The 17,863-nt window shown below is 34.1% G+C and carries 15 protein-coding genes and 1 tRNA gene; 7 read left to right on the top strand and 9 right to left on the bottom strand.

The features are described 5' to 3' along the window. Positions 1 to 140 precede the first annotated feature (140 nt). A complete protein-coding gene (locus LV842_RS08625; protein WP_233111034.1) occupies positions 141 to 581 on the top strand; it encodes a MarR family winged helix-turn-helix transcriptional regulator in 441 nt (146 codons plus the stop codon). 5 nt (positions 582 to 586) lie between these two features. Then, positions 587 to 3,022, top strand: coding sequence for a TonB-dependent receptor (locus tag LV842_RS08620; RefSeq protein WP_233111033.1), 2,436 nt, complete (start codon positions 587 to 589; stop codon positions 3,020 to 3,022). Between the two features lie 52 nt (positions 3,023 to 3,074). Here the strand turns inward: LV842_RS08620 and LV842_RS08615 are convergent, their stop codons facing one another. The 5 genes from LV842_RS08615 to rpsO form a co-directional block, all read right to left on the bottom strand. Then, a complete protein-coding gene (locus LV842_RS08615) occupies positions 3,075 to 3,428 on the bottom strand; it encodes a hypothetical protein (protein WP_233111032.1) in 354 nt (117 codons plus the stop codon). 109 nt (positions 3,429 to 3,537) lie between these two features. Then, on the bottom strand, positions 3,538 to 3,972 hold the full coding sequence (locus LV842_RS08610; RefSeq protein WP_233111031.1) for a cold shock domain-containing protein: 435 nt from the start codon (positions 3,970 to 3,972) through the stop codon (positions 3,538 to 3,540). 343 nt (positions 3,973 to 4,315) lie between these two features. Continuing rightward, on the bottom strand, positions 4,316 to 6,505 hold the full coding sequence (locus LV842_RS08605) for a polyribonucleotide nucleotidyltransferase (protein ID WP_233111030.1): 2,190 nt from the start codon (positions 6,503 to 6,505) through the stop codon (positions 4,316 to 4,318). Positions 6,506 to 6,683: 178 nt separating this feature from the next. Beyond that, positions 6,684 to 7,850 carry an acyloxyacyl hydrolase gene (locus tag LV842_RS08600; RefSeq protein WP_233111029.1) on the bottom strand — a complete coding sequence of 389 codons (1,167 nt, stop codon included), beginning with the start codon at positions 7,848 to 7,850 and terminating at the stop codon, positions 6,684 to 6,686. 154 nt (positions 7,851 to 8,004) lie between these two features. Beyond that, entirely contained in the window at positions 8,005 to 8,274 is a 270-nt protein-coding gene (gene rpsO / locus LV842_RS08595; RefSeq protein ID WP_100377935.1) for a 30S ribosomal protein S15, read from the bottom strand. A 172-nt stretch (positions 8,275 to 8,446) separates the two neighbouring features. Between rpsO and LV842_RS08590 the strand changes: the two genes are divergently transcribed. The 3 genes from LV842_RS08590 to LV842_RS08580 all read left to right on the top strand — a co-directional run bounded on the left by LV842_RS08590 (position 8,447) and on the right by LV842_RS08580 (position 11,172). Continuing rightward, positions 8,447 to 9,001: a pyruvate decarboxylase gene (locus LV842_RS08590; protein ID WP_233111028.1), complete on the top strand. Its 555-nt coding sequence runs from the start codon at positions 8,447 to 8,449 to the stop codon at positions 8,999 to 9,001. 84 nt (positions 9,002 to 9,085) lie between these two features. Then, the gene (mgtE, locus tag LV842_RS08585) at positions 9,086 to 10,408 is read left to right on the top strand and encodes a magnesium transporter (protein ID WP_233111027.1); all 1,323 of its coding nucleotides are present in this window, start codon (positions 9,086 to 9,088) and stop codon (positions 10,406 to 10,408) included. Between the two features lie 26 nt (positions 10,409 to 10,434). Further along, a complete protein-coding gene (locus LV842_RS08580) occupies positions 10,435 to 11,172 on the top strand; it encodes an ABC transporter substrate-binding protein (protein WP_233111026.1) in 738 nt (245 codons plus the stop codon). 73 nt (positions 11,173 to 11,245) lie between these two features. Here LV842_RS08580 and LV842_RS08575 read toward each other — a convergent pair whose 3' ends face one another. Together LV842_RS08575 and LV842_RS08570 are read right to left on the bottom strand one after the other, a co-directional pair. Next, positions 11,246 to 11,695, bottom strand: coding sequence for a GAF domain-containing protein (locus tag LV842_RS08575; protein WP_233111025.1), 450 nt, complete (start codon positions 11,693 to 11,695; stop codon positions 11,246 to 11,248). A gap of 13 nt (positions 11,696 to 11,708) precedes the next feature. Continuing rightward, the gene (locus LV842_RS08570; protein ID WP_233111024.1) at positions 11,709 to 13,136 is read right to left on the bottom strand and encodes a TonB-dependent receptor; all 1,428 of its coding nucleotides are present in this window, start codon (positions 13,134 to 13,136) and stop codon (positions 11,709 to 11,711) included. Positions 13,137 to 13,190: 54 nt separating this feature from the next. On the opposite strand from LV842_RS08570, the gene LV842_RS08565 reads away from it, so the two are divergent. Together LV842_RS08565 and LV842_RS08560 are read left to right on the top strand one after the other, a co-directional pair. Continuing rightward, positions 13,191 to 13,958: an MBL fold metallo-hydrolase gene (locus LV842_RS08565; RefSeq protein ID WP_233111023.1), complete on the top strand. Its 768-nt coding sequence runs from the start codon at positions 13,191 to 13,193 to the stop codon at positions 13,956 to 13,958. A 94-nt stretch (positions 13,959 to 14,052) separates the two neighbouring features. Then, a tRNA-Leu gene (locus tag LV842_RS08560) sits at positions 14,053 to 14,132 on the top strand. 105 nt (positions 14,133 to 14,237) lie between these two features. Here the strand turns inward: LV842_RS08560 and LV842_RS08555 are convergent. Both LV842_RS08555 and LV842_RS08550 read right to left on the bottom strand, forming a co-directional pair. After that, entirely contained in the window at positions 14,238 to 16,526 is a 2,289-nt protein-coding gene (locus tag LV842_RS08555) for a S8 family peptidase (RefSeq protein WP_233111022.1), read from the bottom strand. Positions 16,527 to 16,532: 6 nt separating this feature from the next. Then, the gene (locus LV842_RS08550) at positions 16,533 to 17,666 is read right to left on the bottom strand and encodes an AAA family ATPase (RefSeq protein ID WP_233111021.1); all 1,134 of its coding nucleotides are present in this window, start codon (positions 17,664 to 17,666) and stop codon (positions 16,533 to 16,535) included. Positions 17,667 to 17,863: the final 197 nt, after the last annotated feature.

The raw sequence follows: 17,863 nt of genomic DNA, 5'->3' as shown, positions 1-17,863 counted from the left end.
TTTAAAACCATCGTGTATACGGTGGTTTTTATTTTAATCTAAAAAATTTATTGCTCCATTGTAACAAAACAAAATTTCACACAACAAATTAATTGATATATCAATAATTGATAAGTCATTTTTATTTAAAATTATAACTAATGGAAAAATTAGATTCAATCATATTTTATAACATCGATAAAGCCATCCGATCATACAGAAACTATGCTCAAAGACAATTAAAAGAGAATGGATTCAATATAACCATCGATCAATGGCTGATTATTAAAGCGATATTGGAAAATCCGGGAATTACACAAAATGAAATCGGAGATCTTGTTTTCAAGGATAATGCTTCTGTGACAAGAATTATTGAACTGCTAGTAAAATCTGAATATATCATTCGAAATTCAAATCCGGATGACCGCAGAAAGACCAATCTTGAAATCACAAAGTCCGGCAAAAAAATCATCCAAAAAGTACAGAATTTAGTGGAAAACAACAGAAAGACTGCTTTGGAGGGTGTTTCTAAGGAAGAACTTGAAATCATGAACGCTGCATTACTCAAAATATCAAAAAATTGTCTAACCTCTAAAAAATAAACACAATGACCAGAATATTTTTATTCGTTTTCTTTTGGCTTCTCTCAGCCTTTAGTTTGCTGAAAGCACAGACGATACAGAATTTATCTTTATCAGGAAAAATTGATTCGGATAAAGCAAATCAGATGGAAATTAATTTGTTCAATTCCGAGAACAAACTGGTAAAAACTGAAATTGCCGATTCTAAAGGAAACTTCAGTTTTAATGATTTAGCTTCAGGAAATTATTCCTTAAAAATCAACCGAAACGGCGCAGAAACATATGCGTCTGAAAATATTGCCGTAACAGAAAATACAACATTGCCTTCCATTTCATTAAACGAAAAAGTAATTGAAGGCGTGGTAATTACCAAAGCAAAACCTTATATCGAAAGACAGGACGGTAAAATGATCCTGAATGTTGAAAACAGCATTGTAAGTACCGGAAATTCTGCTTTTGAAGTCTTAGAAAAGGCTCCGGGCGTGAAAATTGACAATAATGACAACATCAGTCTTCGAGGAAAAGGAAATCTATTGGTACAGATCGACGGAAAAAATACGCCGATGAACGGAACCGATCTTGCTAACTACCTTCGTGGAATTCCTTCTGCCAGTGTTGAAAAAGTAGAATTTATCACCAATCCTTCTTCAAAATATGATGCAGCCGGAACTTCGATCATTAATATTAAACTGAAAAAAGACCAGAGAAAAGGAACGAACGGAAGTATTTCAACAGCTTTGGGAACAGGAAAATATATTAAAAACAACAATAGTCTCAGCATCAATCACAGAAATAAAAAAGTGAATCTTTTTGCGAATTATAGCTTTGCATATCGAGAATTCTATAATAAATTACTTCTCGACAGAAGTTTTTATGAAAATGGAAATTTTAAGCAGGCCTACATTCAGGATAACTTCCTTAAAATGAATTTTCGAAATCATATCGCCAAAGTCGGGATGGATTATTACATGAACAATAAGAATGTTCTCGGATTTTCAGTAGGACTTATCAGCAACAGATTTGATCCGACCAGTAATAACAATACTTCTATTTTGGATCATAATTATCAGCCTGCAGGAAGTTCCAATACAACTAGTAATAACCGGGATCATTGGAAAAATATTGCATTGAACCTTAATCATAAACTTACCATCGATTCATTAGGTTCGGAACTGACAACAGATTTGGATTATATCAATTATTCAAACGCTTCTTTGCAGAATTTTGTTACCAGAAATTTTGATGTCGATGGAAATCTGTTGCCTTCCACTATATCTGCACCCAATCCTTATAATTTAAAGGGAGATTTGGGCGGAAATCTCAATATTTATTCACTGAAATCCGATCTTACCAAAGCTTTCAAAAAGAACTGGAAATTAGAAGCAGGAATCAAAACAAGTTTTGTAAAAGCAGACAATGATCTTCAATTTTTTAATGCGAGCTCTGGAAATTTAGAACTTGATCATTCTAAGACCAATCATTTTATTTATGAAGAAAATATTAATGCAGTGTATGGAAATTTAATTAAAAACTGGGAAAAATTCAAAGTGAATTTCGGGTTAAGAGTAGAGAATACCAATGTTACGGGAAATCAAATAACCACGAATCAAATCAATAAAAAGAATTACACTCAATTATTCCCAAGCGCCGTTTTCTCTTATGATCTGAATAATAAAAATACAGTTGAGCTTAATTTCAGCCGAAGAATTACAAGACCGACTTACAAACAGCTTAATCCTTTTAAATTTTATCTGGATCTTACAACGTATCAGGCAGGAAACCCTGATCTGAACCCGCAAACCACAATGAATTATGAGTTTACCTACAGTTTGAGCAACAAATATTTTGCAACGTTGAGTTATAGCAAAACAAAAAATAATATTACCGATGTTTTAAAACCAACTGTTGAAAACGGAAATATCGTTGTCGTTCAAGCCAATGAAAACCTAAGTTCAGCCTCCTATTTCGGTCTGAATCTGATTGCTCCGGTAAAAGTTGCCAAATGGTGGGATATGAACAACAGTGCCAATTTCTATTACGGAAGTTACACTGGTAATATTGCTGATACTTCTATTAAAAATCAGGGGAATTTCACTTTTGATCTCAACAGTAATAATTCTTTCAAACTAGGAAACGGATTTACTGCTGAATTAAACGGAAATTATAAAGCAAAAGAAGTCTATGCCTATATGTTCCTGAAACCGATGTGGTCTGTAAATATCGGTGCTCAGAAGAAATTTAAAAATAACAGTACCCTTAAGTTTTCTTTCAGTGATATTTTCTTGACAAGCAATCCTGAAGCCAAAAACATTTATAACAGCTATGTAGAAAATTTTATTGTAAGACGGGATACCCGAGTTGTTACGCTTTCCTACACCTATAATTTCGGGACAGGAAAATCGGGACAGCCTAGAAAAACTGGCGGTGCAGATGATTTGAAGCAAAGAATTGGAAACGGATAAAGTTTTAATTTATATAGAAAAGAAAAACCACCAAAATTTGGTGGTTTTTTTATTATTTGTTCTTCTTTAAGATATAGTAAATCGCTTTATCTTTTTCATCATTCATTGTATAGGCAAACTGAAAAGAAAATCCGTTTGCAGACATAAAATTAAGCGCATCCATCATCGAATTGAACTTCATATTCCTACCTCTTTCATCTTTGATGCTTGTCCCGTTTTTAAAGGAAATTGACTTGATTTCCTGCCCAAAATCAATTTCAACATTTACTTTGGTACTTAGTGACCTTCCTGTTCCGATGATCTGTACATAATCGACATCAATATCTTTAAGAGGAACATCATTTACCGTTTGTGCAAATGAATAAGAAGTAAAACCAATAAGGGAAAGCATCAGTAGTTTTTTCATAAGTTTTTGTTTAAAGATAATTAAAATTTCATCATGAGTAAACATACAAAATCCCTCAAACAATGAGGGATTCTACTATATCTGAGAAATTAATCTGAAGTGGGATTAATTATTTTACCAATCTGATCTCTGTTGCAGAAAATCCTTTCGGAGATTTTTCTTTTTCAAAAGATACTTTGTTGCCTTTTTTAATCTGATCAATGCAATTGTTGTTATGGAAGAAGATATTTTCTTTTGTTTTATCTTCCGTGATAAATCCATAACCTTTTTCGCTTAAAAAAGTTACAATTCCTGTTTTTAAAGCTTCTTCAGCTTCGATTGGGGCTGCACCCAGCTGAATGTTGTCAAGATCTATTTCAGCTCTTTCATCATTATCAGGTGGTGTAGATGTCAGTTGCCCGTTCGCATCTACATACATAAACATTTCATCAAGGGTTTTCCCTTTGTCGTTGTTCTCTTTACGCTCTTCACGACGTAAAGCTTTTTCTTTTTGTTTTTGCTGTTTCTTCTTGAAATTTTCTTTTTTAGAGAAAGAATCTGCCATATATTATTATAAAATTAAAATTATCGAGTACTATTCATTAGCTTAAATATAAAATAAACTAATTCCACACCATCCTATTTCTCAAAGAGAAACATCTAAGCTCCTTTATGAACTTTTCAGTAATTGATGATCCAAATTGCCGCTTTACAATTTTAAACGGCAGTAAAAAATGAAAAGAAGAAAAAAATGAATATCTAAATTCTTTTTCCTACTTTAAAGATAAAGAATTTTTACTGATGGAGCTACAAATATACGAAAAATGAAATTAACAGGTATCAAATAATCAAAATATCAATAAGATAAAAACAAAAAACCACCGGAAATTCCGATGGTTTCTATTTTATTAAGCTTGTTCAGCAGGTTTTTCACCTTCTGCCTGAGCTTGTACTTCTTGTTTTGGTTTCCCTTCCGGTTTTGGAGGTCTTGGTAAAAGAACTTTTCTTGAAAGTTTCATTTTCTTACGATCATCATACCCCATGAATTTCACCTCAACTTCATCACCTTCAGCATAAGGAACCTTGTCTAAACGCTTCCACTCGATTTCCGAGATATGAAGAAGACCTTCAGTACCTTTAGCAATGGCTACGAAAGCTCCGAAATCCATTACTTTCACAACTTTACCTTTGTAAACTTCACCTACAACCGGTACGAAAGTAATTTCATTGATTCTAGCAACAGCAGCGTTAATTTTCTCTCTGTCTGTTCCGGCAATTTCAATACGTCCGATTTCACCTTGTTCTTCAATTGCAATAACAGTATCTGTATCTTTTTGCATTTGCTGAATAATTTTTCCACCAGGTCCGATTACAGCACCAATGAAATCTTTAGGAATCTCCATTACAACCATTTTCGGAGCGTGAGGTTTCACATCTTCTCTTGGTTCAGAAATCGTTTCCGTGATTTTATTTAAGATATGTAATCTTCCGTCTCTTGCCTGCATCAAAGCTTTTTCCATGATGTCCATAGAAAGTCCCTGGATTTTGATATCCATCTGACAAGCCGTGATACCGTCTGCAGTTCCTGTTACTTTAAAGTCCATATCTCCAAGGTGATCTTCATCTCCTAAGATATCAGAAAGTACCGTGAATTTTCCTGATTTTACATCAGTGATCAATCCCATTGCAATACCTGAAACCGGCTTAGTAATTTGTACACCTGCATCCATTAATGCTAATGTTCCTGCACAAACTGTTGCCATTGAAGACGAACCGTTTGATTCTAAAATGTCAGAAACAATTCTGATCGTATATGGATTTTCTGCAGGAATTACTGCCTGTAAAGCTCTCTGAGCTAAGTTTCCGTGTCCGACTTCTCTTCTTGAAGTTCCTCTTAAAGGTCTTGCTTCACCTGTTGAGAATGGAGGGAAGTTATAATGTAAGAAGAATTTTTCGTCGTGTTGAGTGATTACGCTGTCTACCATGTTCGCATCTTTTACAGAACCTAGTGTTACAGCCGTTAAAGACTGAGTTTCACCTCTTGTAAAGATTGCAGAACCGTGAGCTCCCGGAAGATAGTCAATTTCTGACCAGATTGGACGAATCGTTTGAGGATCACGACCATCTAGACGAATATTATCTTCAAGAATCATCTGACGCATTGCTTCTTTTTCTACATCATGATAATATACTTTTACGAAAGGAGTTACTCTTTCTAATTCCTCTTCATTATCAGCATATTGAGCTAAAAACTCTTCACGAACCGCTTTGAATTTTTCTCCTCTTTCTTCTTTTCCAGATGGAGTTCTTGCAACTTCGTATACTTTATCATAAGTCTCTTTCCAAACTTTTTCACGAATTTCTTCGTCATGATTTTCGTGAGAATATTCTCTTTTAGGGAAAGCTTTTCCTACTTTTTCAGCTAATCTTTCCTGAGCTTCGATTTGTTTTTTGATTTCAGCATGAGCAAAAATGATAGCTTCCAGCATTTCCTGCTCAGAAATTTCTTTCATCTCTCCTTCTACCATTACGATTGAGTCTTTAGTAGCTCCAACCATAATATCAAGTTCAGAATCTTTTAATTGCTCATAGCTTGGATTGATCGCCAACTCTCCGTTGAATCTCACCACTCTTACTTCAGACATTGGTCCGTTGAAAGGAATATCCGTAATAGCGATTGCTGCAGAAGCTGCTAAACCTGCTAAATCATCAGGAATTGTTTGCCCATCGTAAGAAATCAATGAAATCATTACCTGAACTTCCGCATGGAAATCTTCAGGGAAAAGCGGACGTAGAACTCTGTCTACCAAACGCATTGTTAAAATTTCCTGATCAGAAGGTCTCGCTTCTCTACGGAAGAAATTTCCAGGGATTCTACCTCCCGCATAAAATTTCTCTCTGTAATCTACCGTTAATGGTAAAAAATCCACTCCCGGATTTGCTTCTTTATTGGCTACAACAGTTGCTAATAGCATTGTTCCGCCCATTTTTACTACCACAGATCCATCAGCCTGTTTTGCCAACTTCCCTGTTTCTAGTGTGATTTCTCTTCCGTCTGCAAGAGTAATCGTTTCTGTAAACGCTTGAGGTATACTCATAAATTTTCGTCTATTGTACTCCGTATTGAGTACGATTATTATTTAAACTCTTTAAATTTTCGTTTGCAAATTTAATGTATTATTTGGATAAAACCGAAAATTGAGTCCCAAAAAGGTTTTCGTTTGGTCAAAAAAACTTCTTCCATACAATTTCTACAGCTTAAAAGCATTCAGGCTTCTATTTTCTGACTTTCTTGGAGAAAGTATAGCCTAGTTTCCATTCCAGATAATTCGCAACATGGAAATCATAAGCATTGATTCCGAATGAGGCAAATAAACGATCTGTAACCTGATATTGTAAACCTATTCTTTGAAAGAAAGCGGTTTTATCATATTTTGTTGTTTTTTTGAAAGCATAATATCCTGCTCCCACATTCACATATAAATTACCAATCATCAAACGATAGGTAGGAATAACACTAAACAAAAGCTGATCATGAGAAAAACGTTTTTTTTGATACAATGTACTGTCTGAAATATACATGGTATGATTATATTCTTCATCCTTAGTTATTCCTATCCCTATTCCATAAGCCGATTTAGCAGAATACTGACGTAAATAGAAAGCTTCTGCTCCATATATTGAGTAATCAAATCCGTCATACAATTTTATTTCATCCCTTCTTTCACCTTTATAAAAAGCATCTTTTCTCCCTGCAAATACCGAAAACTCTAATGTATTATATTTTTTGCCACTTGTAGTAATTGAATCGTCTCTTTTAATGACTGCTCTTTCCGGATAATATACCAGACTCAACTGAGGTGCAATACTATTCAATCCTTTATTCGGGATTTTTAGTGATCCATTTGAAAGATGATTAAATTTAAGATTCAATCCCAAATCAAAATGTTTCCCCATTTCATAATACAAACCGGTTCCTACGCTAATAAACATATTAGTTTTTGAACCTACTGAAGTATTATAATATCCATTATCCAGATCAAAAGGGTTTGAATTAAAAGAAATACCAAAATTGATATTATGATACCATTTAAGATTTCCCCATTGTTTAATTTTGGTATTATATATTCCATAAACAGCAAAAGGACTTCCCATTTGTTTATTCTCAAGAAAGTCGAAAGCAAAGAAACCAATACCATATTGAGGGTAGTTATACAACTTTTCCCAATCTTTTTTTCCCGTTGCTTGCTTTAAAAACTGGAATGAGTAGCCAGTATAATCTCTGTTTGGATAACTTTTCAAATGAAAGTTAGTAGGCAAAACCGTTCCATATTCCGCGCCTCCGGAAATAGCCCAGGATGTATTGCTTTTTATAGAATCTGCTTCTTGAGCACTGCAGAAGATTGATAATAAAACTAAAAAATAAGTATAAAAATTCTTCAAAACTAATCTTAATTAAAAAAAAGAAACAAATTTAAATATTCATTTAAAAAAATGGTAAAAAAATAATTAAAATTCGTTTATTCTTTACATATCTAATAAAAAGCATAAAAAAAGCAACTTCTTTCGAAGTTGCTCTTGTGTAAATCTTTGTAGATTATTTTCTTAAACCTAGTTCAGCAATAATTGCTCTATATCTTGCGATATCTTTGTTTTTAAGGTAATCTAGTAAACTTTTTCTCTTACCTACCAATTTCACCAAAGATCTCTCTGTGTTGAAATCGTGACGGTTAGCCTTTAAGTGCTGAGATAAGTGATTGATTCTGAAAGTGAAAAGTGCAATTTGCCCTTCAGCACTTCCTGTGTCTTGTGCAGATTTTCCGTGTTTTGCGAAAATTTCCTGCTTTTTTTCTGTTGTTAAGTACATTCCAATATTGTTTAATGATTATTATGTAACGCGTGCAAAATTACGACTATTTTTTGATTCTGCAAACATTATTGATTTCATGTATGGAAATTGATAGAAAAAAATGTTAAAAATTTCTTAAAAAAATTATGCCATCCCATTAAAAGACAGTAATTTTGCAACCGAATTACAAATGAGAAAAGTTTTATTTTTTTTAGTCTTTACTTCTTTTTTATTGATCGGAACAGCTTCAATGAAAGCACAAAAAAGTGTCGATAATAAAACCAGAAAAGTCCTTTACTTCAACCCTGAAGTGGAGCCCGACATCGAGGAGATCAAAGAACCTACCAATAATGCATTTTTCAGCGCTGTTTCTGATAATATCAGTAACATGAAAAAAAGCAAAATGCTGAGAGCCGAAGTGCAGGTTTCTTATGATAGCATCGACAAACAAACCATTATAGACTATTGCAGTAACAACGCAACCGATTTTGCCATTGTTCCAAAAGTAAAATACTTTAAAGTAGGCTTAGGTAAATACGTATTTTCAAATCAGGTCGTAGTAAGCATGAAGCTTTTCGATGCAACGGGAAATCTTCTCACGGAAACAGATTATGATACTTATCGTAAAAACATGCGTCTTTTGGGATCTACTGAAAATTCTATAAAAATAGGAACCAATGGTGCTATAAAAGGGATCTTAAAGAAGTTGAAGAAAATAAAGTCTGCCACAGAATCCGGGTTTTAGTCTTTAAATATTCTTTAAATTTCATCCATTATTCCTGTTTCTTGAAAATTTAAATTATTTTTGCATATCCAAAAATTTCACGTTTTGAATTCTAGAGACGAACTTATCTTTAACCCTGCCGATATTGCCGAAACTCTTAGTGGACTTCCCGCTGATGAGAGGCTTTTAGCATTTTTAAAGGTTCCAAAAGAATACAAAGCAGAAGTTTTTTCACATCTTGATCCCGATTTTCAGGAAGAAACTATCAGAAGTATTGGAAGCGACGAAGTTTCCGAAATTTTGAACGCTATGACTCCCGATGACAGGACGGCTTTATTTGAAGATTTCCCGGATGAATTAATTAAATATTCTATCAATCACCTTAACCCGCAGGAAAGAAGAATTGCCCTGAAACTTTTAGGATATAATTCCGACTCCATTGCCCGTCTGATGACACCTTATTATATCCAAATCCGTAAGGAATGGACCGTAAAAAAGTGTCTTCAACAAATAAAAAAGGTAGGTAAAAGAGTGGAAACCATGAACCACCTGTATGTAGTGGACGAAAGAAACCGCCTGATTGATGATATTGCATTAGGAAGTTTACTTCTAGCAGAAGAAGATACTCTGATATCTGAGATTACGGATAACCATTTTGTAGCCATTACCACTACCACTTCAAAAGAAGATGCGGTACAATATTTTGAAAAATATGACAGAGCCGCACTTCCTATTATAACTGAAGCCGGAGTTTTGGTAGGAATTGTTACCATTGATGACATCTTAGACCAGATAGAGCAACAAAACACTGAAGATATTCAAAAGTTCGGGGGACTTGAAGCATTGGATGTTCCCTATACGCAAACTTCTTTGATCGAAATGATCAAAAAAAGAGGAATGTGGCTGATTATCCTGTTCTTTTCAGAAATGCTGACCGCTTCTGCCATGGGTTATTTTGAAGATGAAATTCAAAAGGCCGTTGTTTTGGCTTTATTTGTTCCTTTAATTATTTCCAGTGGAGGAAATTCCGGTTCGCAGGCTGCCACCCTGATCATTAGAGCAATGGCACTTCAGGAAATCGGTTTAAAAGACTGGTGGTATGTCATGAAAAAGGAGATTTTCACAGGACTTTTCCTTGGTGGAATTCTTGGAATTATCGGTTTTCTAAGAATTATGATCTGGCACGAAGCAGGCTTCTTTAATTATGGAATGTACTGGCCATTTGTAGGACTTAGCGTTGGGGTTTCTTTAGTGATGATCGTCCTTTGGGGAACTCTTTCCGGATCTATGGTTCCTTTTATTCTAAAAAAATTAAAACTTGACCCGGCAACCTCTTCTGCTCCATTTGTAGCAACGTTAGTAGACGTAACAGGACTTATCATCTATTTTTCTGTAGCCGGACTTTTCTTAACCGGTAAACTTTTGTAATTTTAGGCAGAATCTAAAATAGTAATATGAAAGTTGTTTCTTTAGTTCCTTCAATTACTGAAGCTTTATTTGATTTGGGGTTAACCGAAAAAGAAATTGTCGGAAGGACAAAATTCTGTATTCATCCTGAAGAAAAAATAAAAAATGTTGCGGTAATCGGTGGAACAAAAAATATTAATATTGATAAAATCAAAGCTTTACAACCTGATTTAATTCTTGCTAACAAAGAAGAAAATATCAAAGAGCAGGTAGAAGCTTTAATGGATGAATTCAAAGTAGTTGTTACTAATGTAGAAACTATTGAGGATAATTATTATTTACTTAAAAGCCTCGGAAAAACCTTTAATAAGGAAGAAAAAGCACAACTTTTCAATCTTAAAATCTACGAAATTTTAAACCAAGCTAAGATCAGTTCCAGTATAAAAATAGCTTATCTCATTTGGAAGAATCCTTATATGACGATAGGTTCTGACACTTTTATTCATAAGATTTTAACTGAAATTGGTTTTGAAAATATTTTTAAGAACAAAACACGCTACCCGGCAATTCAAACTGAGGATTTAGCAGAAGCGGATATCATTATGCTGTCTTCTGAGCCTTTTCCCTTTAAAGAAAAACATATTGAAGAATTGAAGAAATTTTATCCGGAGAAAAAAATTATGATCGTAGACGGGGAAGCATTTTCCTGGTACGGAACGCACATCGCAAAGTGTGAAAATTATTTTAAAGAACTGATTTCTGAGGTTGAATCGATTACAATCTGATTTAATTTTTCAAACAAAACAAAAAACTCCGGCTCTTCGAGCCGGAGTTTATATTTACTAAAAGTATTTTCAATTATAATATTTTTGATACTTCATTACAAAGCCATTCCAACAATTCTCTGTCTTCATCTGTAAACGGATCTACTGTATGGGAATCGATATCGATCTGTCCAATGTTTTTACCATCTTTAAAAATAGGAACTACAATTTCAGCTTTTGTATCAATTGAACAGCTTAAATAATTACTTTCTTCATTCACATCAGGAACAACAAATGTTTCATTAGAAACCGCAACCTGTCCGCAAATTCCTTTTCCGTAAGGAATGATGGTATGGTCTGTCGGTGCTCCAACATAAGGTCCTAATTTCAGTTCATCTTTATCTCCGTTTTTAAAATAAAAACCCGTCCAGTTAAAATAAGAGATTTCCTGATCCAAAAGATGACAAACTTTTTCAAGTTTCTCTTCCGTATTATGTTTAGGACTTTCAAGGATAGAAGAAAGTCTTTTCTTTAATTCTGACATTGTATATATTGTTTTAAGAGAATTGTTTTAACGAAAAATCTTCTTTAAACCCAAACATTCCTCGTTCTTTAATCATTTCTGCAACACCATCAGGAACCTGTGTTTCCCAACCTTTCATATTGCATCCAATTTTTTTCAAAATATCTCTTGAATAAATTTCCAAAAACTCAGGATTATAGTTTGTAATATCTACAATACGTTCGTTGAGTTTGAAGTATTTATACAATTCTTTCAGATTTTCTTCCACTTTAAGGGTTTCAGAGTCTAAAAGTTCATGTGTTTCCGGGTCTTTATAAGGATACAGATACACTCTCATTCCGTTTCTGAAGAATTTACCAAAAGCTTCAAGAATTCCTCCTGACATATCTGTGTAATATTTTTCATCAAACACCATCAATAGGTTATTAACTCCCATTGCAACTCCAACATTTTCGCTTGTGTAAGAAGAAAAATAATCGATCAAACGATAATATTCTGAGAAATTTGACACGATTACTGTATACCCTAATTTCCCAAGGACATCTACCCTGTCGAGAAAATCTCTTTCATCAATATCTCCGTCTGCACGAAGATTTGAAATGGTAATTTCTATTAAAACTTCCGTTTCTTCCTGAGTACAGATAGCATCTTTCATGAACATGTCCAAACCATTCTGAAGCATGTCAATATTCACTTTTGTTACAGGTCTGAAACTTCCTCTTACTGCAAAAATATTTTTCTTATACAAAATATCTGCAGGAAGCATATTGTTCCCTTGTGAATTGAAAATTACTGCATCCGTCATTCCGTTTTTCACCAATTGTAATGACATTAGCCTATTGTCAACATACGCAAAAGCCGGCCCGCTGAAATCAATCATATCAATTTCGAGGTTATCTTTTGCCACGTCATCATAAAGAGACTCTACCAACGTTCTTGGATTATCGTAATAATTGAAAGCTCCAAAAATAAGGTTTACCCCAAGATTCCCTAAAGTTTCCTGCTGTAAGGTAGCATCATTTTCTTTAAATTTTACGTGAATAACAATTTCGTTATAATCTTCATTTTCTTTTACCTGAAAACGGATTCCTACCCAACCATGACCTTTAACAGTCTTATCAAAGTTAATCGTAGTAACCGTATTGGCGTAAGAAAAAAACTTTCGGTTTGGATTGTTTTCTCTGGAAATTCTCTCTTCAATTAAAGCTACTTCATAACGAAGCATTTTTCGAAGCCTGTTTTGAGTAACGTATCTGTTTTTTACCTCTTTTCCATAGATCGCATCACTAAAATCTTTGTCGTAAGCAGACATTGCCTTAGCGATTGTACCCGAAGCTCCCCCTGCTCTAAAAAAGTGTCGAACAGTCTCCTGCCCTGCTCCAATTTCCGCGAAAGTACCATAAATAGTAGGATCTAGATTAATTGTTAATGCTTTTTGTTTAGGAGTTAGTTTCTGATACATTAGGACATTAAATTTTTCGTAAATTTACCAAAATTAAACCAACCTCAAAAGAAAATGAAGTTGAAATTTTTAGGAACGGGAACTTCCCAAGGCGTACCCGTGATTGGCTGCGCTTGCGAAGTGTGTACTTCAGAAAATCCCAAAGACAGTCGACTCCGTTCTTCTGTAATGATCAGTACTGACGAAAACAAAAAAATATTGATCGATTGTGGTCCCGATTTCAGGCAACAAATGCTTTCAAACCACGAGACTCACGTTGATATTACGCTGCTTACTCATGAACACAACGATCATGTGATTGGTCTTGATGATATGCGCCCGTTAATTTTTAAAAGTGGAAAAAATATTCCCCTTTATTGCTATCAAAGAGTTGCAAATGAAGTAAAAAACCGTTTTCCGTATGCTTTTGCCGACGTAAGATATCCCGGAGCTCCTGCATTTGATCTGCATGAAATTGAAAATAAACCTTTCCATATTTTAGATATAGAAATCACTCCGATTGAAGTGATCCACTATAAAATCACAGTTTTTGGCTATAAGTTTAAAAACCTTGCTTACATTACGGATGCCGGTTTTATCTCTGAGACTGAAAAAGAAAAATTGAAGAATCTTGATGTACTTATACTAAACTGTATCCGAAAATTTGATCCTCATCCTGCTCATTTTGTCCTTCCGGATGTCATTAAGCTGTTTGATGAACTAAAACCTAAAAAATTATTTTTAACTCACATCAGTCATCATCTAGGGTTGCATGATATTGAAGACAAGCAACTTCCACCCGGAATACACCTTGCCTACGATGGTTTAGAGATAAATTTCTAAAATTTTTATGCAAAAAAACTTTGGAGTATTAAGAAAAGTTTATATATTTGCACACCAATTTGAAACAAGCGGTAACGTTTGAAGTAAACATCAAGCCCAGGTGGCGGAATTGGTAGACGCGCTGGTCTCAAACACCAGTTCTTAGGAGTACCGGTTCGATCCCGGTCCTGGGTACAAAAAACCTCTGAAATCGATTGATTTTCAGAGGTTTTTGATTTTCAGGGTGGTCAAAAGGGTGGCTAATAATATTTTTATTATTGATTATCACTAACAAATTAATTACAACGCTACAGAGATTCTATTTTCAAGATCTAAACTAATAGGAAGTAATGCTGAATATTTAGCTCTAACCTTACTATATAAATCTACTTCTGACTTAGGAGTTGTTACAGTTAACACTAATGTATATTTTATTTTCTCAGATTTATATCTTTTTCCACGCTCCAGAGCATGTAAGTGAAACATAGGATTATATACATTATCTGCATTTTTATTTTTTCTTCTAGTATCCATACTATCCCATTTAAAATCAGCTCGTAAATCATTTTCTACCTGATAAGGAGTTTGCCCAGATTCACTTACAGGAAAAGGAGATTCCCTAGACCATCCTATCGATAGAAGTTCAGTTTCCTTATCTGGATCTTTCATAACATCAACAATCTTTGTTGATCCACCATTTTTAAATTTAAATTTTGAGGTATGGGGATAAAAAGAAGTCACTACAGAAGATGTAGAGTAATCATCTGGGCTCTGTGGATCTACATTGGTTTGAGTTGAAACCGTCCATCGAAAATTCACTTTACCTTTATCTATCTCTTCAGTCCAAGGGATAGGTAATTCTATAAATTTACCAGGCTCTACTTCTCCACTATATATAATTGTATAAGAAGATTCAGGACACGTGACAAGCTGTTGAATATCATCCGGTAGTATTCCGTGCCCTAATTCAAAGCTATGACTATCAGTAGCCTCAGATACACCATGTATGAGTAACACTCTTGCAACGAAACTATTGATAGTATCATTGCTATAACCTACCAAATGAGCGCTTGCAGCAGAAACTAAAGGACTTGAAAAGCTCGTTCCAGCTGTTAAAATTCTTAAATCTTGATTTTCACCCATTAATTGTATTGGGTTTTGAGAGCATCCACCGAATGCTGATAAATCAGGCTTTAATTTATTTCCTTCTCTTCCTGGACCAACACAACTGTATGGGGCTCTAGCAATCTCAGTATCAATTTTTGAATAAGCACCAACAGCAAGACCGTTAACCATATCAGCAGGAGCTTGTATTCTGTTATAACCAACTATATGACCATCATTTCCTACTGCCGTACAAAATAGAACACTATATTTTTGAATAAGTAAATCGCAAGCAAATGTAAATCGGCTTATGTGATCATCTAATATAGGTCCCGCAGGTCCCATACTTAGATTATATATCTTAATATTGTCATTTTCAGGAACAATTTTTTCTATAGCATCAATTACTTCGTAAAGGTCAGGATCAGAAGCATCAGAAGACAACACTCTAAAATTCTTTACACTTACCTTAGGCTCTGGTAAAGTATCGGTATTTTTATATTTATTTAATGCACCGTATAAAACTGCACTAGTCACTTGAGTACCATGTTGCTGGTAGTATTCTACTGCCGTACCCGGAACTGAATCTTCAGATTCTACATACGGATCTAATGCTGGATTTCCTGGAATATAACCTCCATCTATAACACCAACAACAATTGAGGATTTTCCTGTAAATTGTGGAGGGATTGGAGCTCCATACATAGGAGTTCCCCTTTCGATAGAACTAAAATCTCTTGCTTCTAAAGGATGTAATGTTCTTAATGGATTATATCCGGATAAAGCCCTCACAACTTCTCGATCACCATAAAGACTAATAAACGTCACTCCTTCATCATATTGTTTATATTTTATACTTTCAACATCTACACCAGAGGAATTCAGAACACTCATGAAATGATCAAAAGCTATTTCATGATCTATCTCAAAAGGATGAAGTACAGCTTCTAAACACCCTCTCTCCCAATCATCAGGTATTCCCAATATTTGCTCTTCTTCAGATAGCAAATCAATACTTATAATTTTCCTTACATCTTCAGTAAATTTTTTTGTCAGTCTGAATGGTGGTCTGTCTAAATGATTCTTTAATTTGTCCAATGCCTGCTCTGTCCCTCTTACAAAAAAAAGTTTTCCTGATTCCTCAAATTGATTTTGATCTTCATTATCTTCCGTCCTCCAGATTCTTGAACCAACCTCTTGTAATCCAAATTTCTCATTATTTCCATCAAAAAGAGAATCTGGGTAATAGCTCTTTGCAGAAAAGTCGGGATGCATTCTTATGCAAACAACAACTTCATTAGGCAGCTTTGATGTTTCTGGTAGACTCCGAATTGTATCATGAACCTTATCGATATCATCCTTAATTCTATACTTTGCTTCCTCATAAGAAATAGGAAGTTTAAGAGGGCCCCCTCCACCATTTTTCGAAACAGGTTTGCTATAAACTTCTCCTTTGTATAATATTGGTTTTCGGTTATTATTCATATTAAATTATTTTATTTTAGAGATATGATGCTGTACACCCGCCGTGCTTAGGCCGGTCATTTCTGAAAGCTTTCTTACAGTGATTTTTTTTCCTAACATTTCTTTAGCAAGAATGCAAAATTTCCCTCGAACTTTTTTATCTGTTGAATGTGACTCAAGTTCATTAAGTGATGCTATAATCAAATCTTCGTCTTTTAAAGCAATACGACGTTTAACATTATTTGTAAACTTACATATATCAGCCGCGCTTCTACCATCGAGCAGTCCCGCAAGCAACTGCAAAATGGACATATTATTTAAATCATCATTTAAAAATTGAAGGAGGTTTTGATTTAATATTTTGATCACTTCCTCCGTTGATGGCAAGGGAACTTCTATTACATGATCAAATCTTCTCCATATAGCCCTATCAAGCAATTCAGGGTGATTACTTGTTGCAATTAACATTGAAGAAATCGGCCAATCCTCCAACTCCATTAAAAGGACGTTTACAACTCTTTTTATTTCACCAAGGTCTGTTTGATCATCTCTTTTCTTAGCAATTGCATCAAACTCATCTAATAGTAATACAGCTCCTGTATCTTTTGCATAATTAAGAACCTTTTTTATGTTATGGCCTGTTTTTCCCATTAAATTAGAAATACTTGATGAAAGATCCATTATAACTAAATTTTTATTAAGCTTAGATGCAATATAATGAGCAAGCATTGTCTTACCTGTCCCAGGTTGACCTATTAACAATAAATTAGTAGAAGGACTTATATCAAAAGCTAACAATGTATTCAAGTTGTTTCTTTCTTCCAAAATATCATTAATCCACATATTTATTCTCTCATTAAAAACAGGAAGCACTCCTCCATCAGAATGGGGTTTTATAATGCGAGCCATTTCTAAATGTGTATCATTATCAGTAGGAATAGGTATATTACCATTACTTCTTACTGCACTGCTTCCTGCGGAAGAATTTAAAGCAAGTATGTTTTGTATTGAAGACGAAACATCGGGATCCGATTTTCTAATAGATCTTGCTAAACTAAGAGAAATCACTTCAACTTTTCTAGTATCACCAATAATCCCTGCAGTTACAAGATCTATTAAATATTTAGATATATTATCAATTTTGTTTAGTTCTTTATTCATTGTATTATAAAATATACCATACAAAAATAACAATATAATAGTATTTTGCAAACATTTTGTATGGTAATTTTATTTACACTTTTAAAACCATACAAAAAAAACACATCTATAATGAGAAATGTCAAATAGAAGATTGTCAATGTTTAAATTCTGGAAATTTTGAACCAAGAAGCAACGAATGACAAGCGTTTCGAAGA

It is taken from the genome of Chryseobacterium gwangjuense, assembly GCF_021311115.1.
Taxonomy (GTDB): domain Bacteria; phylum Bacteroidota; class Bacteroidia; order Flavobacteriales; family Weeksellaceae; genus Chryseobacterium; species Chryseobacterium gwangjuense.
The sequence above is the reverse complement of the archived record's forward strand: the minus strand, read 5'-3'. Positions and strand labels throughout refer to the sequence as shown.

What these genes read in the sequence shown, in the direction of transcription:
- LV842_RS08625 (WP_233111034.1), top strand. Translation starts at nt 141, where the DNA reads ATGGAAAAATTAGATTCAATCATATTTTATAACATCGATAAAGCCATC.
- LV842_RS08620 (WP_233111033.1), top strand. Translation starts at nt 587, where the DNA reads ATGACCAGAATATTTTTATTCGTTTTCTTTTGGCTTCTCTCAGCCTTT.
- LV842_RS08615 (WP_233111032.1), bottom strand. Translation starts at nt 3,428, where the DNA reads ATGAAAAAACTACTGATGCTTTCCCTTATTGGTTTTACTTCTTATTCA.
- LV842_RS08610 (WP_233111031.1), bottom strand. Translation starts at nt 3,972, where the DNA reads ATGGCAGATTCTTTCTCTAAAAAAGAAAATTTCAAGAAGAAACAGCAA.
- LV842_RS08605 (WP_233111030.1), bottom strand. Translation starts at nt 6,505, where the DNA reads ATGAGTATACCTCAAGCGTTTACAGAAACGATTACTCTTGCAGACGGA.
- rpsO (WP_100377935.1), bottom strand. Translation starts at nt 8,274, where the DNA reads ATGTACTTAACAACAGAAAAAAAGCAGGAAATTTTCGCAAAACACGGA.
- LV842_RS08590 (WP_233111028.1), top strand. Translation starts at nt 8,447, where the DNA reads ATGAGAAAAGTTTTATTTTTTTTAGTCTTTACTTCTTTTTTATTGATC.
- LV842_RS08580 (WP_233111026.1), top strand. Translation starts at nt 10,435, where the DNA reads ATGAAAGTTGTTTCTTTAGTTCCTTCAATTACTGAAGCTTTATTTGAT.
- LV842_RS08575 (WP_233111025.1), bottom strand. Translation starts at nt 11,695, where the DNA reads ATGTCAGAATTAAAGAAAAGACTTTCTTCTATCCTTGAAAGTCCTAAA.
- LV842_RS08570 (WP_233111024.1), bottom strand. Translation starts at nt 13,136, where the DNA reads ATGTATCAGAAACTAACTCCTAAACAAAAAGCATTAACAATTAATCTA.
- LV842_RS08565 (WP_233111023.1), top strand. Translation starts at nt 13,191, where the DNA reads ATGAAGTTGAAATTTTTAGGAACGGGAACTTCCCAAGGCGTACCCGTG.
- LV842_RS08555 (WP_233111022.1), bottom strand. Translation starts at nt 16,526, where the DNA reads ATGAATAATAACCGAAAACCAATATTATACAAAGGAGAAGTTTATAGC.
- LV842_RS08550 (WP_233111021.1), bottom strand. Translation starts at nt 17,666, where the DNA reads ATGAATAAAGAACTAAACAAAATTGATAATATATCTAAATATTTAATA.